This is a genomic window from Stappia sp., from assembly GCF_040110915.1.
Lineage (GTDB): Bacteria > Pseudomonadota > Alphaproteobacteria > Rhizobiales > Stappiaceae > Stappia.
In genome coordinates this window covers 1,362,028-1,386,404 of the sequence record NZ_CP157793.1, presented here as the reverse complement: position 1 = coordinate 1,386,404, position 24,377 = coordinate 1,362,028, and the positions used below count along the sequence as shown (strand labels likewise).

Genomic DNA, 24,377 nt, shown 5'->3' with positions numbered 1-24,377 from the left:
TAGCCCGACGGGTTTGACGGTAGCCGTCCTGTGCCCGCCGTCAAGGCGGAGTTTCGGCCACACGCGTCATTTCGGGGAGGTCACCGCCGCCGCCGCGCGGCGCAAGAGCCTGCGCGTCAGACGGGCGCGCGCTCGCGCTCGAACCAGACAAGCCAGACGAGCAGGCCGATCGACAGCGCGGTGAAGGGGAACACCAGCAGGTTGACGGTCGCCCAGCCGAAGGCGTGCAGCAGCGCGCCGGAGGAAAAGGAGGCCGCCGCCACGAAGCCGAACACCAGGAAGTCGTTCACCGATTGGACGGTCGCGCGCTCGGCCGGACGATAGACGTCGGTGAGCATCGCGGTCGCGCCGATGAAGCCGAAGTTCCAGCCCACGCCGAGCAGGATCAGGGCGATCCAGAAGTTCGCCACGTCGACGCCCATCAGCGCGACGACCGCGCAGCCGGCCAGCAGCGCGAGACCGACGGCGACGATGCGCTCGCGCCCGAAACGGGCGATCAGATGGCCGGTGAAGAAGCTCGGGCCGAACATGGCGATCACGTGCCACTGGATCGCATGCGCCGCATCGGTCTGGGTCAGGCCGCAGGCGATCATTGCGAGCGGCGTGGCGGTCATCACCAGGCTCATCAGGGCATAGGAGGTGATTGCGCAGGCGGCCGAAACGATGAAGCGCGGCTGCGCCATGATCCGCCCCAGCGGCCGGCGCGCGCCCTCAGCGACCGGACCGCGCGGCGGCCTCGGGATCGAGAGGAAGGCCAGGATCGCCATGCTGACCAGCGCCAGACCGGCCTGCGCCACATAGGTGCCGGCGAAGAGGATCGGATCGAACCAGTCGGCGGTGAGGATCACCGTCTGCGGCCCGATGACACCGGCGGCGACGCCGCCGGCCAGCACGAAGGAAATCGCCTTCGGCCGAAACGTGTCGCTCGCCGTGTCGGCCGCGGCGAAGCGATACTGCTGCACGAAGGCGCTGACCGCCCCGCTCGCCATCACGGCGAAGCAAAACAGCGCGAAACTGGCGACGAAGATCGCATAGGCCGAGGCGAGCCCGGCCACGACGCCGAGCGCCGCAGATCCGACGAAGCCGACCCGGCGCCCGAACCTGTGCATGATGGCGCCGGCCGGCAGCGTGCCGAGCGCGGTGCCGAGCACGAAACTGGACACGGGCAACGTCGCCAGAGACTTGTCCGCGCCCAGCAACCCGGCCCCGACCAGCGACGCCGAGGCGATGACGATGGAGGCGGAGGCCCCGCCAAGCGCCTGCGCGCAGGCCAGAAGCACCGCGTTGCGCCGGGCGAGGCGGTCGTCGATCAGCGTTTCTTCGGCGGAGACGGTCGCGGTCATGAGCGGATCCAGGCGGGCGAAGCCGGCAACGGGCATAGCCAAAACGGAGAAACCGGGCGGCGGGCGCGCGTCGCCACACCGGCAAGCGCAACCGACCCTGCCCCGGCGAAGGCGGGACTTGCACCTTCCGGTTTAGGCTCATTTTCGCAAAAGTGCAAATAGCCCCGGCCTCGACCGGGACGACCCGCGAGAGCCCCGCGCGCGTCTTTCATGACGCGCCGGACATCTCCTCAGGAGAAATCCTCGGGCCGGTGCTCGCGCGCCAGACGATCCAGAACGCCGTTGACCATGCGCGTCTCGTCGCCATCGTAGAAGGCGCGGGCGACGTCGATATATTCGTTGATGACGACGCGCGCCGGCACATCCTTGCGATGCAGCAGCTCGAAGGTGGCGACGCGCAGGATTGCGCGCAGGGTCGTGTCGATGCGCTTGAGCGGCCAGTCGGCCACCAGCGCCTGATTGACGACCGGATCGAGGCGGCGCTGTTCGGCGACGACGCCTTTCACCAGGTCGCGGAACCACGCCGGGTCCGCGTCGCGATACTGTTCGCCGTCGAGTTCCGCGCCGAGGCGAAACGCCTCGAACTCGGCCAGCACGTCGGACAGCGCCGCGCCGCCCACATCCATCTGATAGAGCGCCTGAACGGCGGCCAGTCGCGCGGCTCCGCGCTTGTTGGCGGGGCGCGGACCGCTGTCGGGCGCGGCCGGGCTTGGGTCGCTCATTGTCGTCAGATCCCGAATTTGTCGCGCACGGCAATCATGTCGAGCGCGGCCTGCGCGGCCGCGCCGCCCTTGTTCTTCTGCGCGGTGTCGGCCCGCGCCCAGGCCTGGTCGCGATTCTCCACCGTGAGGATACCGTTGCCGAGCGGCAGGGCGGCATCGATCACCAGTTCCATGATCGCACGCGCCGACTCGTTGGCGACGATGTCGTAATGCGAGGTCTCGCCGCGAATGACGCAGCCGAGCACGACCACGCCGTCGTAGTCGTCCGTACCGCTTTCCATGGCCGCGAGCGCCATCGCCAGCGCACCCGGAATCTCCAGCACGCCGGGAACCGACACGCGCGTGACGTCGGCGCGATTGTCGTCGAGCACCTTCATCGCGCCGGACAGGAGGGCATCGGCAATGTCGTCGTAGAAACGCGCGTCGATGATCAGGATCTTCGGAGCTGCCATATCGGATATCCAATTCATGTCGGGCGCCGTGTGGTTCGCGCGGGACGGTTCGACCGTCCGTGAGAGCGCGGGACACGCGCTCACGTGGCCCCGCCGCAAGGTGCCGGTAGGAACCATGTCACACGGCATTTGTCCAGTGCGCATGCGGCGCGCCTGCCATGCGCGCCGCGACGTGGTTAGCGGGTGGGCTTGCTCAACGATACTCCGCCAGACGGGCCGCGTAGCGCGCCATCATGTCGACTTCGAGATTGACGCGGTCGCCGACCCGGCGGTCGGCCCATGTCGTCGCCGTCAGCGTGTGCGGAATGAGGAAGACGGAAAACGTGTCGCCCGCCACCTCGTTCACCGTGAGCGACGTGCCGTCCAGCGCGACACCGCCCTTCCTGGCGATGAAGGGCGCGCAATCGGCCGGCACCTTGAAGCGGAAATAGACCGAGTCCGGGTGGTCGGCGCGCTCCACGATCTCCGCTGTGCCGTCGACGTGACCCTGCACGATGTGCCCGCCCAGTTCGTCGCCGATCTTCAGGGAGCGCTCAAGGTTGACCCTCGCCCCGGCCTTCCAGCCGCCGACGGTGGTGAGCTTCAGCGTTTCGGCCGCCGACTCGATCTCGAACCACGCGCCGGACGCGTCGCGGCCCCGGGCGGTCACCGTGTGGCACACGCCGTCGCAGGCGATCGACGCGCCGATTTCGATGCCGTCGGGATCGTAGGCGGTTGCGATGCGCGTACGCAATCCGGCCGGGATCTCCGCGACCTCAAGGATCCGCCCCACATCGGTGATGATGCCGGTGAACATGTCACGCCTCCTTGCGCCGGTAACTCGTCATGGCGTCGCGGCCGACCTGCCACGAGCCGGTGCGGACAAACCGCGCGGGATCTTCAAACACCTCGACGCCGCGATCGACCAGCGGCCGGATACCTCCGGCGCCGACCTCCATGTCGCCGCGCGACACGATGACTGTATCCGCGAGATCCGCGTCGACCATGGCGCGCGCGATCCCCGCACCGCCTTCCACCATCAGCCGCGTCAGGCCGCGCTGGCCGAGCGCCCGCAAGGCGGCGCGCGGATCGAGGCGCCCGTCCTTCGGGGTGGCAAGCCGGATCACCGTGCAGCCCGCCGCGGTGAGATCGGCGATCCTGTCCGCATCCGCGGCGGAGGACACGACCACCCACACGGGCACCTCGCGCGCCGTCGTGACGAGCCGCGAGGCGAGTGGCAACCGCGCGTTGGTGTCCATCACGACCCGCACGGGCGAGCGGTTCGCCATGCCCGGCAGGCGGCAGTTGAGGATCGGATCGTCGGCGATCGCCGTGCCGACGCCGACGAGAATGCCGTCGCACTCGGCGCGCAGCAGGTGCACGCGGCGGAACACATCCTCTCCGGTGATGGGGATCTGGCCGGCCCCTTCCCGGCCGATGTAACCGTCGCGCGACACGGCAAGCTTGAGCACCACATGGGGACGCCCCTCGCGCAGGCGATAGACATGGCCGGCATGATGGCGCGCGCAGTCGGCTCCGGCCACGCCGGTCACCACCTCCACGCCACGGGCGCGCAGGATCTCGACGCCGCGTCCCGCCACGCGGGGATTGGGATCGAGCAGACCAATCACGACGCGGGCGATGCCGGCTTCGGCCAGCGCGACCGCGCAGGGGCCCGTGCGCCCCTGGTGCGAGCAAGGCTCCAGCGTGACGTAGCAGGTGGCGCCTTGCGCCCGCGCACCGGCCTGGCGCAGGGCGACGACCTCGGCATGCGGACCGCCCGGCGGCTGGGTGACGCCGCGCCCGACCACCACCGGCCCGTGCGCCCCGGGCTGCACGATCAGCGCACCAACCGCCGGATTGGGCCACACGCGACCGAGCGCCCGGCGCGCCAGCGCGAGCGTCGCCGCCATGTAGCGCGCGTCCATGGAAGCTTCGTCGCCGCTCAAGACCCCCTCACCGCTCAAGATCGGGGTCTTCCTCGCGGACCTGCACGACCGGCCCCTCCGGCCCGCTCATCTCGTCGAGCAGTGCCTCGAAGTCCTTGGCCTCGCGGAAATTCTTGTAGACGGAGGCGAAGCGCACATAGGCCACGTCGTCGACCACCTTCAGCCCCTCCATCACGAGGTTGCCGATATCGCTCGCCTGAACCTCGTTTTCGCCAGCACTTTCCAGCTGCCGCACAATGCCGCTGATCATCCGCTCGAGCTGTTCCGGCTCGACCGGACGCTTGCGCGTGGCAATGCGCACCGAGCGGGCGAGCTTTTCCCGGTCGAAAGGCACGCGCCGGCCGTTGCGCTTGAGCACCGTGAGCTCGCGCAGCTGGATGCGTTCGAAGGTCGTGAAGCGCCCGCCGCAGGCGGTGCAGATCCGACGGCGCCGGATGGCCGTGTTGTCCTCGGTGGGCCGAGAATCCTTCACCTGCGTTTCATCGCAGCCGCAATAGGGACATTTCATGCGTCAGTCGGTCTCCGCAAGCCGCGACCGCGCCGGTCGGGCGCGCCGGCGAACCACAGGGTCCGCCGGCGCATCAGGGTCCGGATGTTCAAAGGCCCGGATAGATCGGGAAACGGTCGGTCAGCGCGACGACCTTGTCCTTCACGGCCCGCTCGGTCGCGGCGTTGCCCTCGTCGCTGTTGGCCGCCTTCAGCCCGTCCAGCACCTCGATGATCAGCGTGCCGATCTCGCGGAACTCCTGCGGACCGAAGCCGCGGGTCGTGCCGGCCGGCGTGCCGAGGCGAATGCCGGAGGTGATCGTCGGCTTCTGCGGATCGTTGGGAACGCCGTTCTTGTTGCAAGTGATGTTGGCGCGGCCGAGCGAGGCTTCCGCCGCCTTGCCCGTCAGATCCTTCGGACGCAGGTCGACCAGCATCAGATGCGTGTCGGTGCCGTCGGAGACGATGTCGAGACCGCCCTCGCGCAGGGTTTCGGCCAGCACCTTGGCGTTTTCCACAACGTTGCGGGCGTAGATCTTGAACTCCGGACGCAGCGCCTCGCCGAAGGCCACCGCCTTGCCGGCGATCACATGCATCAGCGGACCGCCCTGCAGCCCCGGAAACACCGCGGAATTGATCTTCTTGGCGATGTCCTCGCGGTCCGTGAGCACGATGCCGCCGCGCGGCCCGCGCAGCGTCTTGTGCGTCGTCGACGTCGCCACATCGGCATGCGGGAAGGGGCTCGGCAGCACGCCGCCGGCGACGAGGCCGGAGAAATGCGCCATGTCCACCATCAGGTAGGCGCCGACCTCATCCGCGACCTTGCGGAAGCGGGCGAAATCGATCTCGCGCGAATAGGCCGACCCGCCGGCGATGATCAGCGCCGGCTTGTGCTCGCGGGCGAGCGCCTCCAGCGCGTCGTAGTCGATCAGGCCGGTCGCCGTGTCGAGACCGTACTGGACGGCGTTGAACCACTTGCCCGACAGGTTCGGCCGCGCACCATGGGTCAGGTGGCCGCCGGCATCGAGGCTCATGCCGAGAATCGTGTCGCCCGGCTTGATCAGCGCGAGGAAGACCGCCTGGTTCGCCTGGCTGCCGGAGTTCGGCTGGACGTTGGCGAAGCCGCAGTTGAAGAGCTGCTTGGCCCGGTCGATCGCCAGATCCTCGGCGATGTCGACGAACTCGCAGCCGCCATAGTAGCGGCGGCCCGGATAGCCTTCCGCGTACTTGTTGGTCATGATCGAGCCCTGCGCCTCGAGCACGGCGCGGGAGACGATGTTTTCCGAGGCGATCAGCTCGATCTCGTGACGCTGGCGCGCGAGCTCGCGCGTCATCGCCGTGTTGATTTCCGGATCGGCATCGGCAAGCGAACGGGTGAAGAAATCCGGATAAATCGGCGCGTCGAGCGTCGGGTCGGTCATCGACATCGCAGGTCCCCTCTTCTGACCAGAACTCAAGAGCAGTGCCCCGCCAGGGGGCGCGCGCCGCGCGGTGCCGGACGGGACCGGCTGCCGGAGACCGGCATGCGTCGCTGTCAAGGGCCCCGCAAATAGCACAGCCCATGACACGAACCAAGGCCCATGGCGGGCCGGGAGGCAATCAGCCGCGATCCGTCTCCAGACGCCGCTGCAGCTTGCGCATGGCAAGGGCCTGAAGGTCCGACTGGCTTGCCTGGACCGGCCCCATGACCACGACCTCGACCCCGGTGGCGGCGTCGATCGCCGTCACCTTGATCTGTCGCCCCAGGGGCCTGAACTCGAAGTAGATCTCGCCGTCAGCCATGTCCCGTCGCGCCGCGCCCGCGCGTCGCCTCCAAACAATGCGCGCCGCGCAGGCGCCTCACGCTCCCGCAGGCGACGGCCCCTGGCCTGCCTGCGACACAGGGCGCACTGACCGTCGCCCGGTTCGTCGCCCGGTCGCCTGCTGCCGGCCGCTTGGGGCCAGCCGCCTATTGATAGGCGAGGCTTTCCCCGGCCACGCCCGTCGCCAGCCCGTCGCGATTGTAGATGTCGTCGCGGAAATGCACCACGCCATCGGCGTTCGACCAGGCGGTGACATAGGTCATGTAGAGGGGGATCTTGGTCTTGAGGCGCACGTCCTCGCGCGCGCCGGAGCGGATCGTCTGGTCCACCCGCGCCCGGCTCCAGTCCGGCGTGGTGCTCTGCAGCAGCCAGGTGATCAGCTCGCGCACGTTCTGCACGCGCACGCAGCCCGAGGAATGGAACCGGTAGTCGGAGCCGAACAGCGTCTTCGACGGCGTGTCGTGCAGATAGACCTGATGCTGATTGTGGAAGTTGATGCGCACCGACCCGAGCGAATTGATGTCGCCCGGCTCCTGGCGGAACTTGAACTGGGTCGCCTCGTCGGTGCTCCAGTCGATCTGCTGCCAGGTCAGCTCGTTGCCGTGCCAGTCGAAGATGCGGATCCGGTTCTTCTCCAGATACCGGGGGTCCTCGTTCATCTTGGGGATCAGATCCTTGCGGATGATCGACTTCGGCACCGTCCAGTAGGGATTGAAGTTGAGTTCGTAGATCGCGGAATTGAGGATCGGCGTCTGGCGGTCGATCTTGCCGACCACGGCCGTATGGCGCGAACGCACGCGCCCGTCCTCCACCGCCTCGATCTCGGCGGCGGGAATGTTCACCATCACATAGCGGTCGCCCAGAAAGCCCGACATGGAGCGCAGGCGCACCAGATTGGTCTCGAGCTGCGACAGCCGCACCGCCGCCGGCACGTTCATCGCAACGAGCGTGCTCTGCCCCACGACCCCGTCCGGCGTCAGGCCGTGACGGATCTGGAAGCGCCGCACGGCGGCGTCGACGTAGGAATCGAAGGTGTCGGACAGGCCCGCCGTCTGCTCCAGGTCGTCGGAGGCCATCAGGCGGCGGCGCAGCGTGACGACATTCTCGTCGCGCGTGCCAAGCCGCATGGCCCGGCGCGGGCTCGACACGCGCGGCCAGCCGCCGCGCCGGACGATGTCCGAATAGCGCTGGATCGCATATTCCACATGGGAGGCTGTGTCGGGCGACAGGGTCGGCGCGGTCGATTCGATCAGCGACAGGGCCGGCATCGTGGTGTCGAACTGGTCTTCCCACTGGACGCGCTGCTGCTGCTCGATCAGCGCCTTCAGCGCCGCGTTCTGCGCCAGCGCCGGCGTCGTGAATGCGAACCCGAGCGCCAGCAACGACGCCCACGCCATGGCGCGTGTGAACCCGCCGCGACGCCTGCGTCCGGCGCCTGCCCTGCCCGCTTGAACCGTCACCGTGCCACTCCCGACTGCCATCGTCTCCGCCACTCTCCTGCCCGCGTTCGCGTGCACACCCAACAGCCTACAACGCATCGTTAACCAAGATCTAGCGCGCATCGATTAACAAAACCTGTCGCGCGCGCGCGGCCCCGCGCCACCGCGACCGGCGCCCGCCTCGCCTTGCGGATGCGCGGTCTTCTAAGACACGGCAATATGGCGCCTTCATGTCGCAGCGGAAGCCCCATCAGCCGAAAGACCCGGGGGACAAACGCCATCGGGCCGCCCGTGCGGGGCGGCCCGATGCCGGATTTCGAGTGTGTCCACGTTCCTGTCGCGCGTGTCCCTGTCACGCGTGTCCCCGGCGCGCGTGTCCCCGGCGCGCCTTTCCGAAAGGTGCGCCGCGACGACCTCACAGACGATAGAGGATCTGGTCGGTCCAGAACCGCTCCAGCCGACGCAGCGACCGGTTGAGGTTCTTGAAGTCCTCCGCGCCGATCTCGCCGACCTGTTCGACGGACAGCATGTGGCGTTCGTAGAGCGCGTTGACCGTATCGGCCACGGCCTTGCCCTTCTCCGTCAGGCTGACACGCACCGAACGACGGTCCGTGCGCGAGCGCTGATGGTGAATGAAGCCGAGATCGACCAGCTTCTTCAGGTTGTAGGAGACGTTGGAGCCGAGATAGTAGCCGCGCGTGCGCAGCTCGCCCGCGGTCAGCTCCGCATCGCCGATATTGAACAGAAGAAGAGCCTGAACGCTGTTCACGTCCGAGCGACCCTCGCGATCGAATTCATCCTTGATCACGTCGAGAAGCCGCCGATGCAAGCGCTCCACCAGGGTCAGTGCCTCAAGGTAAAGCGGCTTGATTTCATCGTCGCTTTCGGCCTGCAAAGCCGTGTCGACCGCCTTGGTTGCCGTCATCATCTGTCTGCGCCTCATGTATTGTGTGTGGTGGGTTTTCCTCACCTTGACCATCACACTAGCGCCCGGCCTCTAAAATCCGCTTAAAAAGGACGATAAATCAAAAGTGAATCGCAAAAATCTGATTTCCCTGCCACGAATAGGCATTCGTTAACCACGAATACAGCGTTTACCCGTCGATTACATGAAACAACCGGGGTCGCGCAGCCCCTGCCGCATGGCGCGCGGCAGGGGAAATCGTGGGTCGGGACGGGCGGATCAGGCCTCCCGGGCACCGCGCAGGAAGCGGATGATGCCGGAGAAGTCCGTGCCGTCCTCGCCGGCGTTGCAGAACAGGTTGTAGAGCGCCGTGGCTTCCGCGCCGAGCGGGGTCGACGCGCCGCTCGCGTGCGCCGCTTCCTGGGCGAGCTTCAGGTCCTTCAGCATCATCCCGGCGGCGAAGCCCGGCTGATAGTCCCGATTGGCCGGCGAGGCCGGCACCGGACCCGGCACCGGACAATAGCTCGTCAGCGACCAGCACTGGCCGGATGCGGTCGAGGAGATGTCGTAGAGCTTCTGGTGATCGAGACCGAGACGCTCGGCCAGCACGAAGGCCTCGCTGACGGCGATCATCGAAATGCCGAGGATCATGTTGTTGCAGATCTTCGCCGCCTGGCCGTTGCCGGCGCCGCCGGCATGGACGATCGTCTTGCCCATGATGTCCAGATAGGGCTTCGCCGCCTCGAAGGCCGCCTCGGGTCCGCCGACCATGAAGGTCAGCGTGCCGCCGGCCGCACCCGCGACGCCGCCCGACACCGGCGCATCGACCATCTTCATGCCGGCCGCGTCCGCGGCGGCCGCGACCGCGCGCGCGCTGTCGACGTCGATGGTGGAACTGTCGATCATCAAGGTGCCCGGCCGGGCGTGGGCGAGCACCCCGTCCTCGCCGCAATAGACCTTGCGCACATGCGTGCCGGCGGGAAGCATGGTGACCACGACATCGGCCTGCGACACCGCTTCGGCGAGGCTTTCGACCGCCTTTCCGCCGGCCTCCTCGAGCCGCGCGCGCGCCTCCGCCGACAGGTCGAGCCCATGCACCGTGTGCCCGGCCTTCACCAGGTTCGCGGCCATCGGCCCGCCCATGTTGCCAAGTCCGATAAAACCGATCGTCGCCATAGGAGCGTCTCCCCGTCTGCCCTTTGTGAGCCCGCAACGCCACCCCGGCGCCCGGGTCTTCGGTATGAGCGCCCGTGACAGGCGCGTGCCGGACCCGCGTCAGCTGCGCTGTTCGCGATCCGTGAGATACAGGAGCACCAGATAGATCGCGATGGTCAGCAGATAGAACGCGATCTCATAGGGCCGGCGCCCGAAAACATCCGAAAACATCGTATGCATGACGACCTGGCTGAGCGCCCGGGTCAGCCACATCACCGTGCCCCAGGACACGGTGAGCCACAGCCCGATCGCCGCCACCAGATCCAGCACGGCGAAGAACACCGTCGCCGCCTGCCATTCGATCGGCATGTCCCAGAACCACACGCCACGCCACGGCACCATGCCGACGATGCGGGCCCAGTGGATGAGCCCGCCGCCGATCAGCAGAACGGCCATGGCGCGCAGATACCACACCAGCATCACCGACCACGCGGGACGGTTGTTCCAGTAATCCTGCAAGAGCGCGTTCATGGGTGTCTCCGGGTGCCGTGCGGGCGATCACACATCGAGATCGCCGTCCTCCAGCGCGTCGAAATGCGCCTCGACCGCCGCCGCCGTCACGTCCTCGAAGCGGGAGGGCGACCACGTCGGCGCGTTGTCCTTGTCGACGATCACCGCGCGCACGCCCTCGTAGAAGTCATGCCCCTTCAGGATGTGGCTGACGATGCGATACTCCAGCCGCATGCAGGCGCCGAAGTCGAGATCCACGCCGCGCCGCATCTGCGCGAAGGCGACGAGCACGCTGGTCGGCGACTTGCCGCGCATGGTCTCGGCCGTCTTCGCCGCCCAGGCGGCGGCCTCCGCGTCGTCCCCCGCAGCCATTGCATCCAGCGCGGCGAGAATATCGGACACGGAGTCCCTGCCGAAGACATCCGCGACCTGCCCGGCCCGGGCGGCGAGCGGTGCCTCGCCCGGCTCCAGGTCGTCCGCGGTGCGGGCGAAGCGGGCAAGGGCGGCGTCGGGATCGCCGGTCTCGATCAGCGCGTCGGTCAGCGCGTCGAGGTCCTCGGCGCGCACCGCATGGGTCAGCACGCCGGCCCACAGGGCGTCGGCCTGCTTGAGCCGCCCGGCCGTCAGCGCCGCCATCGTGCCGACGTGATGCGGCATGCGGGGCAGAAAGTAGGTCGCGCCGACATCGGGAAAGAAGCCGATCCCGACTTCCGGCATCGCGAATGTGGTCCGCTCCGTGCCCACCCGGTGACTGCCGTGCACCGACACGCCGACACCGCCGCCCATGACGATGCCGTCGATCAGCGCCACGTAGGGCTTGGGAAAGCGCTTGATCGCCGCATTCAGCCGGTATTCGTCGGCGAAGAAGACGCGCTGGCGGGGGTCGCCCGCCTTGCCCTGCTCGTAGATCTTGCGAATGTCGCCGCCGGCGCAGAACGCCCGGTCGCCGGCCGCGCGCACCACGACGAGACGCACAGCGTCGTCGTCCTTCCAGGCGTCCAGCTGCCGGATGAACTCCGTGACCATGTCATGCGACAGCGCGTTCAGCGCCTTCGGCCGGTTCAGGGTCACCAGGCCCACAGGCCCCTTGCGCTCAAACAGGATTTCCGCGTCGTTCATCGGCACCTCACCAGACCCCTCATTCTCGTGTTCGCTCATGCGCGTGACCGATCGGCTGGTGCGCGCGCCCTGCCCCCGGTCCGAACGCCCGGCGGCCCTCAGTCCTTCAGCAAATCGCGCGCGATGATCACCCGCATGATCTCGTTCGTGCCTTCCAGAATCTGGTGCACGCGCACATCGCGCAGGTACCGCTCGATCGGATAGTCCCGCAGATAGCCGTAGCCGCCATGCAATTGCAACGCCTCGTTGACGACCGCGAAGCCCACATCCGTCGCCTTGCGCTTCGCCATGGCCGCCAGACGGGTCGCCTCGGCGGTCTTCGCGTCGACATGGGTCGCCGCCTTGTGCAGCAGCAGGCGCGCCGCCTCCAGTTCCGTCGCCATGTCCGCGAGGCGGAACTGCAGCGCCTGGAACTCGGCCAGCGCCTTGCCGAACTGCTTGCGCTCCTTGAGGTAGGCAATCGAGCGCTCGAGGCAGCTTTGCGCCGCGCCCAGCGAACAGGCGCCGATGTTGAGCCGCCCGCCGTCGAGCCCGGCCATGGCGATCCTGAAGCCGTCCCCTTCCGCGCCGAGGCGGTTCGCCACCGGCACGCGGCAGTCGCTGAAGTTCACCTGCGCGGTCGGCTGGCTCTTCCAGCCGAGCTTTTCCTCCTGCGCGCCGAAGCTCAGGCCCGGCGTGTCCTTGTCCACCACCACGCAGGAGATGCCCTTCGGCCCCGCCTCGCCGGTGCGCACCATCACCACATAGACATCCGACACGCCGCCGCCGGAAATGAACGCCTTGGAGCCATTCAGCACATAGTCGTCGCCGTCGCGCACCGCCCGGGTGCGCAGGCTCGCCGCGTCGGAGCCAGCCCCCGGCTCCGTCAGGCAGTAGCTGGCGAAGGTCGCCATCGAACACAGGTCCGGCAGATAGCGCGCGCGCTGCGCGTCATCCCCGAAGCGGTCGATCATCCAGGCCGCCATGTTGTGGATCGAGATGTAGGCGGCGGTCGAGGTGCATCCGGCGGCGAGTTCCTCGAAGATCACCGCCGCGTCGAGCCGGGTCAGCCCCGAGCCGCCGACATCGTCGCGCACATAGATGCCGCCGAACCCCAGCTCGGCCGCCTTGCGCAGCGTCTCGACGGGAAAATGCGACCGGGCGTCCCAATCCCGCGCATGGGGTTCCATCTCGTCTCGCGCGAACTGCCGGGCGACGTCCTGGAATGCGCGTTGGTCCTCACCGAGCGTGAAATCCATTCGACCCTCTCCTCCCGCTCCGGCCGTCCGGCGTTGCGCCGACCCGCCGTCAAAAGATCGCGTCCGCTGGAGTATCGGCCCGCCGCGCCGGCGTCAATCTGGCACGCGCGGCCCGGGGTTGCCCGCCCCGGGGTCGCGGCGTACTGATACCGGGAGCATCCATTCATAGCTTTGTCCTATCGGGAGCCCTTCCATGACCGCGCCGCAGCGTCCCTCGCACCCCGGCCCCATCGCCGATCTCGACGCCGTTCTCGGCGGCCGCCGCATGCGGCGCAACCGCCGCACGGACTGGACGCGGCGCCTGGTGCGCGAGACGCATCTGAGCGTCGACGACCTGATCTGGCCGGTCTTCGTCACCGGCGGCACGAATGTCGCGGAGCCGGTGCCCTCCATGCCGGGCGTCGTGCGCCACAGCGTCGACCGGATCGCCGCGCAGGCGGAGATGGCGGCGGAGCTCGGCATTCCCGCGCTGGCGCTGTTTCCCAACACCGATCCGGAGCGGCGCGACGACGCGGGGTCCGATGCCCTCAATCCCGACAACCTCGTGTGCCGGGCCTGTCGCGAGATCGCCGCGCGCAAGCTGCCGCTCGGCATCGTCACCGACGTGGCGCTCGATCCCTACACCAGCCACGGCCACGACGGGCTGATGGAAGGCGAGGACATTCTCAACGACGAAACCGTCGCCCAGCTCGCCCGCCAGGCGGTGACCCAGGCCGACGCCGGGGCCGATGTGATCGCGCCCTCCGACATGATGGACGGGCGGATCGGCGCGATCCGCGCGGCCCTCGATGCGGCCGGACACACGCAGGTGCAGATCATGTCCTACGCGGCGAAATACGCTTCCGCCTTCTACGGCCCGTTCCGCGACGCGGTCGGCACCAGCGGCACGCTGATCGGCGACAAGCGCACCTATCAGATGGACCCGGCGAACACCGACGAGGCGCTGCACGAGGTCGAGCTCGACATCCAGGAAGGCGCGGACATGCTGATGATCAAGCCGGGCATGCCCTATCTCGACATCATCCGCCGGGTGAAGGAAACCTTCGCGCGGCCGACCTTCGCCTATCAGGTGTCCGGCGAATACGCGATGATCATGGCCGCCGCGCAAAACGGCTGGCTCGACCGGGAGCGCGCGATGGTGGAAAGCCTCATCGCCTTCAAGCGGGCCGGCGCGGACGGGGTGCTCACCTATTTCGCGCCCGAGGTGGCGCGCCTGCTCGGCAAGGGCTGACGGGCGCGGAACGCGGACACGGCGGGAAGGAAGCTCAGGTGACGGTGACGCTCGAAACGATCCGCGCGGCGGCGCGCACCATCGCCGGCGAGGTGATGCGCACGCCCTGCCTGCCGGCGCCGAAACTCTCGGCGCTGACCGGGGCCGAGGTTTTCGTGAAATACGAGAACCTCCAGGTCACCAATGCCTTCAAGGAGCGCGGCGCGCTGGTCAAGCTGACGGCGCTCGCGCCCGAGGACCGGCGGCGCGGCGTGATCGCCATGTCTGCCGGCAACCACGCCCAGGCGGTCGCCTATCATGCCGGGCGGCTCGACATTCCCGCCACCATCGTCATGCCCGAGCCCACCCCCTTCGTGAAGGTCGCGGCGACGCGCGGCTATGGCGCGCGGGTCGTGCTGGCCGGCGAAACGCTCGCCGACGCCCACGGCGAGGCGGAACGGATCGCGGCGGCCGAAGGGCTCGTCTGGGTGCACCCTTACGACGATCCGGCGATCGTCTCGGGCCAGGGCACCATCGCGCTCGAGCTGCTGGAGGATCAGCCGGATCTCGATGTTCTCGTCATTCCGGTCGGCGGCGGCGGGCTCATCGCGGGGATCGCGACGGCGGCCAAGGCGCTCAGGCCCGATATCGAGATCGTCGGCGTCGAGGCCGCGCTCTACCCGTCGATGCGCGCCGCCCTCGACGGCACGCCGGCGCATTGCGGCGGGGCGACGCTGGCCGAAGGCATCGCGGTGAAGAACGTCGGGACGCTGACGCTGGAGATCGCGCGGGCGCTCGTCGACGACATCCTGCTCGTCGACGAGGACCAGATCGAACGCGCGGTCGACGCCTATCTGAGCCTGCAAAAGACCATGGCGGAAGGGGCCGGCGCGGCCGGGCTCGCCGCCTTGATGGCGCACCCCGGGCGCTTCGCCGGGCGCCGCGTGGGCCTTGTGCTGTGCGGGGGCAACATCGACCCGCGCCTGCTTTCCTCCATCATGGTGCGCGGACTGGCCCGGGCCGGGCGGATGCTGTCGATCCGCATCACGACGCCGGACCGCCCCGGCGTGCTCGGCGACATTTCCACGCTGGTCGGGCGCCTCGGCGGCAACATCCTGGAGGTCTCGCACCACCGGCTTTTCCTGCATGTGCCGGCGAAGGGCACAACGCTCGACGTCACCATGGAGACCCACGACCGCGCCCATGCGGACGCGATCATGGCGGCGCTGGAGGCACGCGACTATTCGGTTCAGGAACTGGATCTCGGCGAATCGAACCTGTGACCGCCGGCCCCGGGCGCGCCCGCGCCACGTTGACAGCCGGCCCGCCGATCCCCACCTGACGAAGGCAAGGAGCAAAAGGATCTCATGCCCAACGCCTTCGATACGCAAACCGACGCCCGTTCAACCGACCCCGCCCCGTCGCGATCCGCGTGGGACGACCCGCGCCTGCTCGTCTCGGTGCGCACGAACCGGATCCTCGCCTTCGTGGTCGACGCGATCCTGATCGCCGCGTTCACGCTCGGCGCCGTGGTGCTGGTCTTCGTGCTCGGCATCTTCACCTTCGGGCTCGGCTGGCTGCTCTTCCCCGTGCTGTGGCCGGCCGTGGCGCTGGCCTATGTGGCGCTGACACTCGGCGGCGCGGCGAGCGCGACCCCCGGCATGCGGGCGATGGGCCTGACCATGCGCATGGTGTCGGGTCGCCGCCCCGACGTGCTGATCGCCGCCATGCACGCGCTTCTCTTCTGGTTCTCGGTGAGCCTGCTGACGCCGCTGGTGCTGGCGGTCGCGTTGTTCAACGTCGAAAAGCGCCTGCTGCACGACCTCGTGCTCGGCACCGTAGTGGTCAACCGCGACGCGGTTTCGGGCTGACCCATCCTTTCCGGCCCGGCGCCGGATCTTTCTTTGACCTTTGCGGCGCGTCCGCGAACGGCTAAAAATGGGCGTGGCGTTCGCCGCGCCGTGCGACTCGGCGCGGCCTGTTGAGGATATGGTCCGACCGCATGCTGCCAGCCGATCCCGCCATGATCCTCACGCTTGTCGTGATTGTCGCGACGATCGTGCTCTACGCGCTCGAGCGCCAGCCGATGGAGTATGTCGCGCTCGGCTCGCTGGTCGCGCTGCTGGCGATCTTCACCGCCTTTCCCGGCGACAGCGGGATCGGCCCGGCGGAGCTTCTCGCCGGCTTCGCCAATCCCGCGCTCGTCACCGTCATCTGTCTGCTGATCGTCGGACAGGGCCTGTTCCAGACCGATGCGCTGGAAAAGCCCGCGCAGTTGATCATCACCGCGACGCGCCGGCATCCGAGCCTCGCCACCGCGCCGATCCTGATCGCCGTGGCGGTGATCAGCGGCTTTCTCAACAACACGCCCGTGGTGGTGATGTTCCTGCCGATCCTCTCGGCCATCGCCGCCGCGCAAGGCAAGTCCTCGGCGCGGCTTTTGATGCCGCTCTCCTTCATCGCCATTCTTGGCGGCATGACCACGCTGATCGGGTCCTCCACCAACCTGCTGGTCGCCGATGTGGCGGCGCGCGTCAGCGACGTCCGGCTCGGCTTCTTCAGCTTCACCGGGCTGGGGCTGATCCTCGCCTGCGTCGGTTCGCTCTACGTCTTCTTCGTGATGCCCTTCCTGCTCAGGCCGCGCAAGACAATGGCGGAGGAGCTGCGCCCGTCCTCGGGCAAGCAATTCATCGCGCAGATCCCGATCACCGACGGGCACCCCCTGGAGGGGACGCAGGCGGTGAAGGGGCTGTTTCCGGCGCTGAAGAACATGACCGTGCGCCTCGTGCAGCGCGGCGAGCGACCGCTGCTGCCGCCCTTCGAGAATGTCGAGCTGAAAGCCGGCGACACGGTGATCGTCGCCGCGACGCGCTCCGCCCTCACCCAGGCGCTTGCCCAGGCGCGCCCGCTGATGGATGCCGACGGCGATGAAAACAGCGAGGCAAGCGATACGCCCACCCCGCCGCAACGCTCGCTGACGCTTGCCGAGGCGGTCGTCGCGCCGGCGTCGCGGCTGAGCGGCCGCACCATCGCGCAAAGCGGCTTCCACACCGAGACGGGCTGCGTGGTCATGGGCGTCCAGCGCCGGTCGCGCATGCCGCGCATGGCGATGACGGAGATTCGCCTGGAGCCGGGCGACGTGCTGCTGATCGCGGGCGGCGCGCAGGAAATCAAGCGGCTTAGAACCAATCGCGACGTGCTCCTGCTCGACTGGTCGGCCGCCGAGGTGCCGCCCCGGCGTCTCGCGCCGCGCGCGCTGGCGATATTCGCGGTGATGGTGACGCTGGCCGCCACCGGTCTGGTGCCCATCGTCACCGCCTCTCTCGCGGCGACCTTCGCGATGATCGCGGCCGGCTGCCTGAACGTGCGCCAGGCCATGCGCGCCGTCGACAGCCGCATCTTCATGCTGATCGGCGCCTCCATCGCCTCGGCCACCGCGCTGGAGGTGACCGGCGGGGCGAGCGCCATCGCCGATCTTCTCGTCGCGCAGCTTCAGGACATGCCGCCGATGGTCATTCTCTCGGCGCTCTACTTCCTGGTGATGCTGCTCACCAACACCCTGTCCAACAACGCGACCGCCGTTCTGCTGACGCCGATCGCGGTGAACATGGCGGTGCAGACGGATCTGCCGGTGGAAGCCTTCGTCACCTGCGTGATCTTCGCCGCCAACAGTTCCTTCGCCTCGCCCATCGGCTATCAGACCAATCTGATCGTCATGGGCCCCGGGCACTATCGCTTTTCCGACTTCCTGATCGCCGGCGCGCCGCTGGCTTTGTTACTGTGGCTGACTTTCACCTTCGTCGCGCCCATATATTATGGTTTCGCGATGCTGTAGAGCATATCTCGTGAACGCTGACTCACTCGAAATGCTCTATGTTCCTGTTTTCATGCAATTTCGCGAGCGCAAAAGCCTCCAACTTTTGCTGAAATTGCTCTAGGGTCGTAGACTGGGATCACGACCTCAGGGCCATACACCCTGGCACGGGAGCGGAGACCGGGACTTGACGCGCCACCCCACCGATACCCCGCAGTTCTACCTGACAGCGCCGGCGCCCTGCCCCTATCTGGACGGGCGGCAGGAGCGCAAGGTGTTCACCCATCTGGTCGGCGCGCGGGCGCAGATGCTCAACGACGTCTTGACGCAGGGCGGCTTCCGGCGCAGCCAGAACATCGCCTATCGCCCGGCCTGCGAGGACTGCCGCGCCTGCGTGTCGGTCCGTGTGCGGGTCGACGGCTTTCAGTGGCGCAAGGGCCTGCGGCGGATCTGGAAACGCAACGAGGACCTGATCGGCGCGCAGCAGGCCGCCGCGCCGTCCTCCGCGCAATACGACCTCTTCCGCCGCTATCTCGATGCCCGCCACGCCAACGGCGGCATGGCGGACATGACCGTGCTCGATTACGCCATGATGATCGAGGATACGCATGTCGACACGATGGTCGTCGAGTATCGGCGCCGCGGGCCGGACAGCTTCCTCAATGGAGAAGGCAGCGGACCGCTGCTCGCGGTCGCGCTGACCGACGTCCTCAGCGACGGGCTGTCGATGGTCTATTCGTTCTTCGATCCGGACGCGCAGGCCCGCAGCCTCGGCACCTTCCTGATCCTCGACCATATCGAGCGCGCCCGCATGATGGGACTGCCCTACGTCTATCTGGGATACTGGGTCGAAGGCTCGCCCAAGATGGACTACAAGGCCCGCTTCCGGCCGCAGGATCATCTGACAGCCGACGGCTGGCGCGATGCCGACGCCGCGCGGGCGGGCGATCCGGAGACGTAACGCGCGCGCTTGGAACGCGCGCCCTTGCCGTCGCTCTTGGGGGTCAACCGGCCTTGTCGATTTCCGCGCGCACGGCCGCGAAGACATCGCGGAACATGGCGCGGGTGAGCCGGCCCGTGTTGGTGTTGTACCGCGAGCAGTGATAGCTGTCGAACAGGACCGGCAGCCCCTCCGGTGCATGACGCGCACCGTGGCCGAAGGGAAACCGCGACTTGCGCTGCTCCAGGGCGGTCAGCGTCGCCTCATGGGCGATCCGGCCGAGTGCGAGGATCGCGGTGAGATCCGCGTAACCCGCGATGGTGGCCTTCAGGAACGGCAGGCAGGTGCGGATTTCCGCCCCCGTCGGCTTGTTCTGCGGCGGCACGCAGCGCACCGCGTTGGTGATCGCCGTGTCGACCAGACGCAGTCCGTCGTCCGGCCGCGCCGCATAGGTTCCACGCGCGAAGCCGAAGTCGACCAGCGTTTCGTAAAGAAGATCGCCGGCGAAGTCCCCGGTGAAGGGCCGACCCGTCTTGTTGGCGCCGCGCAGGCCCGGTGCCAGCCCCACAACAAGCAGGCGCACCGGCCCCGACGCGAAGGTCGGAACCGGCGCATTGTGCCAGTCGGGCTCGGCCGCCCGGTGCTGCTCGCGAAACGCGACCAGCCGCGGGCAGAGCGGGCAATCCCGCTCCGGCTCGCTCGATACGGACATGACGCGTGCGATCAATAATCGTCGTCGTCGTCATCCGCTTCCGGCCGGCGCGGCCGCTCGGCGCGCGGTGCCCGCTCGGACGGGTCACGGCCGACGGTTTTCGCCAGCGTCGCCAGATCGATGAAGTGATCGGCCTGACGGCGCAGATCGTCGGCGATCATCGGCGGCTGTGTCTGCAGGGTCGAGACCACGCTCACCTTGCGCCCCTTGCGCTGAAGGGCCTCGACCAGGGAGCGGAAATCGCCATCGCCGGAGAACAGCACGATGTGATCGACGTGCTCGACGATCTCCATGGCATCGACGGCGAGTTCGATGTCCATGTTGCCCTTGATCTTGCGACGGCCGCTGGAGTCGACGAACTCCTTCACCGGCTTGGTGACGACCTTGTAGCCGTTGTAATCCAGCCAATCGATCAGCGGCCGGATCGACGAATACTCCTGATCCTCGATCAACGCCGTGTAATAATAGGCCCTGAGAAGATAGCCGGTTTTCTGAAATTCCTGCAGGAGCATTTTATAATCGATATCGAAACCGATCGTCCTGGCGGTCGAATACAAATTCGCACCATCGATAAAAAGCGCCAACTTTTCGCGCGGATCGAACATTTCCCGTAATACCTTTCGCGATACGCAAATCAATCAGTGATTGTATCGAAACGACTTTTCTAGATTTGCGGGTGTAGGCCCGACGCTCCGGGCGGTTCCCGAAGCGTATCTGCAAGTCCTTTGCGCCAATCTTGTGCGGACCGATTTGCGAAACCCGGACCCAGTCCGGTGACACGTGCCCAAGGATCGCGCCACAACAGTTTCAGGTCTTGGTCGCGATCCGCTTTCTTTTTTGAGCGCCCTGTCGGACACTCGTTTCTGTAGGATCAATTACACCATATCATGGGGCAGCGGCAACCAATCATCACAGCCGCGCCCGCGTTTTCGGCGCCGCACCGCATCACCGATCTGTTATTTATCTTACCAAAGAAATAACGCGACCGCGAACGCCCGGGGCTTGCCTTCCACGCAAGGAAACAGTACATCTCGCGGCTTGCCGACCACGATTCACGGAGATTTTTCATGGCGCGCGTCACCGTCGAGGATTGCATCGACAAGGTCGAGAATCGCTTCGAACTGGTGCTGCTTGCAAGTCACCGGGCGCGGATGATCTCCAGCGGCTCGCCGCTGACCATCGATCGCGACAACGACAAGAATCCCGTCGTTGCGCTGCGCGAGGTCGCCGAGCAGACCGTGAGCCCGGAAGACCTGAAAGAAGACCTGATCCACTCCCTTCAGAAGTACGTCGAAGTGGACGAGCCCGAGGCCGATGCCGTGCCGATGGTTCCGAACACCGCGCCGCAGGGCGGTACCGAGGTCAATCAGGTCGACGACAGCGCCGTCGAGTTCGACCGCATGTCGGAAGAAGATCTTCTGCGCGGCCTCGAGGGCCTGGTTCCGCCGGAGCGCAAGGACGACGTCTGAGCGCGCGCATCCCTCCCGACCTGCGGTGAACGGGCGCACACCACGCCCGGCGGGCGACGGGACGGGCACCACGGACGGTCGGAGTTCGGCCGGCGCCCTCCGTCGGATGCCCTGGCGCCACGCGGTTTCGGTCTTTTCTGGACGCGACACTGCGCGAGGTCCGGCGCGGGCGTCGCGTCGTGCAAGCGTTTGGTCTGAGGCGTCCCCGCGATGATGCGGCAATACGAGCTGGTCGAACGGGTCCAGCGGTTCAATCCGAATGTCGACGAGGCCCTTCTCAACAAGGCCTACGTCTATGCCATGCAGAAGCACGGCAGCCAAACCCGGGCGTCCGGCGACCCGTTCTTTTCCCATCCGCTCGAGGTTGCCGCGATCCTGACCGATCTGCGTCTGGACGACGCGACCATCGCCGTCGCCCTTCTGCACGATACCATCGAGGACACCACCGCCACGCGCGACGAGATCGACCGGATGTTCGGCCCGGAGATCGGCAAGCTCGTGGACGGGCTCACCAAGATCAAGCGGCTCGATCTGGTCTCCAAGAAGGCGAAACAGGCGGAGAACTTCCGCAAGCTGCTTCTGGCCATCGCCGACGACGTGCGCGTGCTGCTCGTCAAGCTCGCCGACCGGCTGCACAACATGCGCACGCTCCACCACATGCCGGAGCACAAGCGCGGGCGCATCGCGGAAGAGACGATGGAGATCTATGCGCCGCTCGCCGGGCGCATGGGCATGCAGGACATGCGCGAGGAGCTGGAAGACCTCGCCTTCCATACGCTCAACCACGAAGCCTATGCCGCCATCATGGAGCGGCTGACCGCGCTGGAAGACAGGAACGGCAGCCTGATCGGCGACATCGAGGCGAGCCTCACCCAGCGGCTCGAGGAGCGCGGCATCGCGGCCATCGTGCGCGGACGCCAGAAGCGGCCCTACTCGATCTTCCGCAAGATGCAGTCGAAGTCGATCGCCTTCGAGCAATTGTCCGACATCTACGGCTTCCGCGTCGTGGTGGGCACCGTGGAAGCCTGCTACCGGGTGCTCGGCGTGATCCATACGACCTGGCCGGCGGTGCCGGACCGTTTCAAGGACTATCTCTCCACGCCCAAGCAGAACGACTACCGCTCGATCCATACCACCGTGGTGGGGCCGAGCCGGCAGCGCGTGGAACTGCAGATCCGCACCACCGCCATGGACCGCGTGGCGGAATACGGCATCGCCGCGCATGCGCTCTACAAGGACGGCGAATTCGGCGGGCGCAACATCGCCAAGCTCGATCAGGAAAGCCGCGCCTACGAGTGGCTGCGCCGCACCATCGAGATGCTGTCGCAGGGCGACACGCCGGAAGAGTTTTTGGAGAACACCAAGCTGGAGCTGTTCCACGACCAGGTGTTCTGCTTCACGCCGAAGGGCCGGCTCATCGCCCTGCCGCGCGGGGCCACGCCCATCGACTTCGCCTATGCGGTTCACACCGACATTGGCAACACCTGCGTCGGCGCCAAGATCAACGGCCAGATCATGCCGCTCGTCACCGAATTGCGGAACGGCGACGAAGTGGAGATCGTGCGCAGCCAGGCGCAGACGCCGCCGCCGGCCTGGGAGTCGATCGCCGTCACCGGCAAGGCGCGCGCGGCCATCCGCCGCGCGACCCGCGAATCGGCGCGCGCGCAATACGGCTCGCTCGGCCGCCACATCCTGGAGCGGGCTTTCCTGCGCGCCGGCCACACGCTGAGCGACGATCTGCTGGCCGGTGCGCTGGCGACCACCGGGCACGCCAGCATCGAGGACCTGCTGGCCGCCGTCGGACGTGGCGAGACCCGCGCGCATGAGGTCGTCTCCGCGATCTACCCCGACTACATGGACGACCGGCTGTCCACCGTCCCGCCGGACGGAAAGGACGGCTGGTTCGGGCTGGACGCAGGCAGCGGCATGAAATTCCGCGTGCCCGACGGGGACGACCGAAAGCCGGGCGATGCCGCGCTGCCGATCCGCGGCCTGACGGGCGATCTTCCTGTCTCCTTCGCGCCCGACGGCGGAGCCGTGCCGGGCGACCGGATCGTCGGCATTCTCACCCCCGGCGTCGGCGTGACGATCTATCCGATCCAGTCGACCGCGCTGCAGGCCTTCGAGGACGAGCCGGACCGCTGGCTGGACGTGCGCTGGGACATGACGCGCGAGGATCGCGACCGCTTTCCGGCCCGCATCTCGGTGTCGGCGCTGAACGAACCCGGATCGCTCGCCACCATCGCCGCGACCATCGCCGACCTTGACGGCAACATCGACAATCTGAAAATGCTGGGACGCGCCGCCGATTTTCATGAAATGCTCATCGATCTCGAAGTATGGGATCTGAAGCATCTCACCCGCATCATGAACCAGCTGCGGGCAAAACCGAATATCTCCGAGGTCACGCGCGAGATAGGCTGAGCGGGGGCCCGTCCCCGAAACCCGACGGGCAGCGCCCCAAGAACCACGAAGACACGTGCATGCTGTTCAAACGCCGGAAACGCCCGAATCACCTCGAGAGATTGCGCGTTGCGGTCTGGCCCCGGCACAGTTTCGCCCGCTCCGCCCGCTATTTCACCAAACGCGTGCTGCGGCTGACCGCGAGCCCGAATGCCATCGCACTCGGTTTCGCGGCCGGCGCCTTCGCCTCGATCACGCCCTTCATCGGGCTGCATTTCCTGCTGAGCTTCCTGATCGCCTTCCTGATCGGCGGCAACATGATCGCCGCCGCCTTCGGCACCGCGGTCGGCAATCCCCTCACCTTTCCGCTGATCTGGGCGTCGACCTACAAGCTCGGCACCACGATCCTTTACGGGGAGGCGAAGACGCTGTCGCACGACGCCTTCCACGAGCATCTCGACACCGGATTCTTCGAGCGCTCGCTCGACACGGTCCTGCCGCTCATCAAGCCGATGCTGGTGGGCTGCGTGCCGCTCGGCCTTGCAAGCGCGACCATTTCCTATTTTCTCGTCTTCTACTCCGTGCGCGCCTATCAGCGCTCGCGGCGCGTGCGCATCGCCGCCAAGCGCGGCCTGACGACGCCGAAAACCGGCGCGCAAGATCTCGACGCTCACCCCTGAGCGGTCCATATTGCGGGCGTGCCGCCCGGCACACCTGCGTTTCGCGATGTC

The 24,377-nt window shown here is 67.3% G+C and carries 24 protein-coding genes; 8 read left to right on the top strand and 16 right to left on the bottom strand.

Annotated features, from left to right (window positions below):
• Positions 1–116 precede the first annotated feature (116 nt).
• From ABL312_RS06025 to ABL312_RS05960, 14 genes are all read right to left on the bottom strand, one after another.
• The gene (locus ABL312_RS06025; protein WP_349360472.1) at positions 117–1,343 is read right to left on the bottom strand and encodes an MFS transporter; all 1,227 of its coding nucleotides are present in this window, start codon (positions 1,341–1,343) and stop codon (positions 117–119) included.
• A gap of 230 nt (positions 1,344–1,573) precedes the next feature.
• The gene (nusB, locus tag ABL312_RS06020; protein ID WP_349360471.1) at positions 1,574–2,065 is read right to left on the bottom strand and encodes a transcription antitermination factor NusB; all 492 of its coding nucleotides are present in this window, start codon (positions 2,063–2,065) and stop codon (positions 1,574–1,576) included.
• 5 nt (positions 2,066–2,070) lie between these two features.
• Complete coding sequence (gene ribH, locus ABL312_RS06015; protein WP_349360470.1) at positions 2,071–2,517, bottom strand: 6,7-dimethyl-8-ribityllumazine synthase; 447 nt, start codon at positions 2,515–2,517, stop codon at positions 2,071–2,073.
• Between the two features lie 193 nt (positions 2,518–2,710).
• Positions 2,711–3,313: a riboflavin synthase gene (locus tag ABL312_RS06010; RefSeq protein ID WP_349360469.1), complete on the bottom strand. Its 603-nt coding sequence runs from the start codon at positions 3,311–3,313 to the stop codon at positions 2,711–2,713.
• 1 nt (position 3,314) lies between these two features.
• Entirely contained in the window at positions 3,315–4,424 is a 1,110-nt protein-coding gene (ribD, locus tag ABL312_RS06005; protein WP_374730200.1) for a bifunctional diaminohydroxyphosphoribosylaminopyrimidine deaminase/5-amino-6-(5-phosphoribosylamino)uracil reductase RibD, read from the bottom strand.
• Positions 4,425–4,452: 28 nt separating this feature from the next.
• The gene (nrdR, locus tag ABL312_RS06000) at positions 4,453–4,953 is read right to left on the bottom strand and encodes a transcriptional regulator NrdR (protein ID WP_349360467.1); all 501 of its coding nucleotides are present in this window, start codon (positions 4,951–4,953) and stop codon (positions 4,453–4,455) included.
• Positions 4,954–5,041: 88 nt separating this feature from the next.
• Positions 5,042–6,358, bottom strand: a complete 1,317-nt coding sequence (glyA, locus tag ABL312_RS05995; RefSeq protein ID WP_349360466.1) for a serine hydroxymethyltransferase — start codon at positions 6,356–6,358, stop codon at positions 5,042–5,044.
• Positions 6,359–6,530: 172 nt separating this feature from the next.
• A complete protein-coding gene (locus ABL312_RS05990) occupies positions 6,531–6,713 on the bottom strand; it encodes a DUF6898 family protein (RefSeq protein ID WP_349360465.1) in 183 nt (60 codons plus the stop codon).
• A gap of 166 nt (positions 6,714–6,879) precedes the next feature.
• Positions 6,880–8,193, bottom strand: coding sequence for a murein L,D-transpeptidase (locus tag ABL312_RS05985; RefSeq protein WP_374730179.1), 1,314 nt, complete (start codon positions 8,191–8,193; stop codon positions 6,880–6,882).
• Between the two features lie 394 nt (positions 8,194–8,587).
• Positions 8,588–9,100: a transcriptional regulator LdtR gene (ldtR, locus tag ABL312_RS05980; RefSeq protein WP_349360463.1), complete on the bottom strand. Its 513-nt coding sequence runs from the start codon at positions 9,098–9,100 to the stop codon at positions 8,588–8,590.
• A 255-nt stretch (positions 9,101–9,355) separates the two neighbouring features.
• Positions 9,356–10,252, bottom strand: a complete 897-nt coding sequence (gene mmsB, locus ABL312_RS05975) for a 3-hydroxyisobutyrate dehydrogenase (protein WP_349360462.1) — start codon at positions 10,250–10,252, stop codon at positions 9,356–9,358.
• Between the two features lie 99 nt (positions 10,253–10,351).
• On the bottom strand, positions 10,352–10,762 hold the full coding sequence (locus ABL312_RS05970; RefSeq protein WP_349360461.1) for a DUF6163 family protein: 411 nt from the start codon (positions 10,760–10,762) through the stop codon (positions 10,352–10,354).
• A 27-nt stretch (positions 10,763–10,789) separates the two neighbouring features.
• Positions 10,790–11,899 (bottom strand): enoyl-CoA hydratase/isomerase family protein, encoded by a 1,110-nt coding sequence (locus tag ABL312_RS05965; RefSeq protein WP_349360460.1) that lies wholly within the window; start codon positions 11,897–11,899, stop codon positions 10,790–10,792.
• A 59-nt stretch (positions 11,900–11,958) separates the two neighbouring features.
• A complete protein-coding gene (locus ABL312_RS05960; RefSeq protein ID WP_349360459.1) occupies positions 11,959–13,098 on the bottom strand; it encodes an isobutyryl-CoA dehydrogenase in 1,140 nt (379 codons plus the stop codon).
• Positions 13,099–13,291: 193 nt separating this feature from the next.
• On the opposite strand from ABL312_RS05960, the gene hemB reads away from it, so the two are divergent.
• The 5 genes from hemB to ABL312_RS05935 all read left to right on the top strand — a co-directional run bounded on the left by hemB (position 13,292) and on the right by ABL312_RS05935 (position 19,083).
• On the top strand, positions 13,292–14,329 hold the full coding sequence (gene hemB, locus ABL312_RS05955) for a porphobilinogen synthase (protein WP_374730178.1): 1,038 nt from the start codon (positions 13,292–13,294) through the stop codon (positions 14,327–14,329).
• Positions 14,330–14,367: 38 nt separating this feature from the next.
• On the top strand, positions 14,368–15,591 hold the full coding sequence (locus tag ABL312_RS05950; protein WP_349360458.1) for a threonine ammonia-lyase: 1,224 nt from the start codon (positions 14,368–14,370) through the stop codon (positions 15,589–15,591).
• An 84-nt stretch (positions 15,592–15,675) separates the two neighbouring features.
• Entirely contained in the window at positions 15,676–16,179 is a 504-nt protein-coding gene (locus tag ABL312_RS05945; protein WP_349360457.1) for an RDD family protein, read from the top strand.
• Between the two features lie 131 nt (positions 16,180–16,310).
• Positions 16,311–18,143: an SLC13 family permease gene (locus ABL312_RS05940; protein ID WP_349360456.1), complete on the top strand. Its 1,833-nt coding sequence runs from the start codon at positions 16,311–16,313 to the stop codon at positions 18,141–18,143.
• Between the two features lie 166 nt (positions 18,144–18,309).
• Positions 18,310–19,083: an arginyltransferase gene (locus ABL312_RS05935; protein WP_349360455.1), complete on the top strand. Its 774-nt coding sequence runs from the start codon at positions 18,310–18,312 to the stop codon at positions 19,081–19,083.
• A 43-nt stretch (positions 19,084–19,126) separates the two neighbouring features.
• On the opposite strand, the gene ABL312_RS05930 is transcribed toward ABL312_RS05935, so the two are convergent.
• Together ABL312_RS05930 and ABL312_RS05925 are read right to left on the bottom strand one after the other, a co-directional pair.
• Positions 19,127–19,774, bottom strand: coding sequence for a uracil-DNA glycosylase (locus tag ABL312_RS05930; RefSeq protein ID WP_349360453.1), 648 nt, complete (start codon positions 19,772–19,774; stop codon positions 19,127–19,129).
• Between the two features lie 11 nt (positions 19,775–19,785).
• Positions 19,786–20,379, bottom strand: a complete 594-nt coding sequence (locus ABL312_RS05925) for an NYN domain-containing protein (protein ID WP_349360452.1) — start codon at positions 20,377–20,379, stop codon at positions 19,786–19,788.
• Between the two features lie 462 nt (positions 20,380–20,841).
• Between ABL312_RS05925 and rpoZ the strand changes: the two genes are divergently transcribed.
• The 3 genes from rpoZ to ABL312_RS05910 all read left to right on the top strand — a co-directional run bounded on the left by rpoZ (position 20,842) and on the right by ABL312_RS05910 (position 24,326).
• Positions 20,842–21,243 (top strand): DNA-directed RNA polymerase subunit omega, encoded by a 402-nt coding sequence (gene rpoZ, locus ABL312_RS05920; RefSeq protein ID WP_349360451.1) that lies wholly within the window; start codon positions 20,842–20,844, stop codon positions 21,241–21,243.
• Between the two features lie 210 nt (positions 21,244–21,453).
• Positions 21,454–23,667 carry a bifunctional (p)ppGpp synthetase/guanosine-3',5'-bis(diphosphate) 3'-pyrophosphohydrolase gene (locus ABL312_RS05915; RefSeq protein ID WP_349360450.1) on the top strand — a complete coding sequence of 738 codons (2,214 nt, stop codon included), beginning with the start codon at positions 21,454–21,456 and terminating at the stop codon, positions 23,665–23,667.
• A 59-nt stretch (positions 23,668–23,726) separates the two neighbouring features.
• Complete coding sequence (locus ABL312_RS05910) at positions 23,727–24,326, top strand: DUF2062 domain-containing protein (RefSeq protein ID WP_349360449.1); 600 nt, start codon at positions 23,727–23,729, stop codon at positions 24,324–24,326.
• Positions 24,327–24,377: the final 51 nt, after the last annotated feature.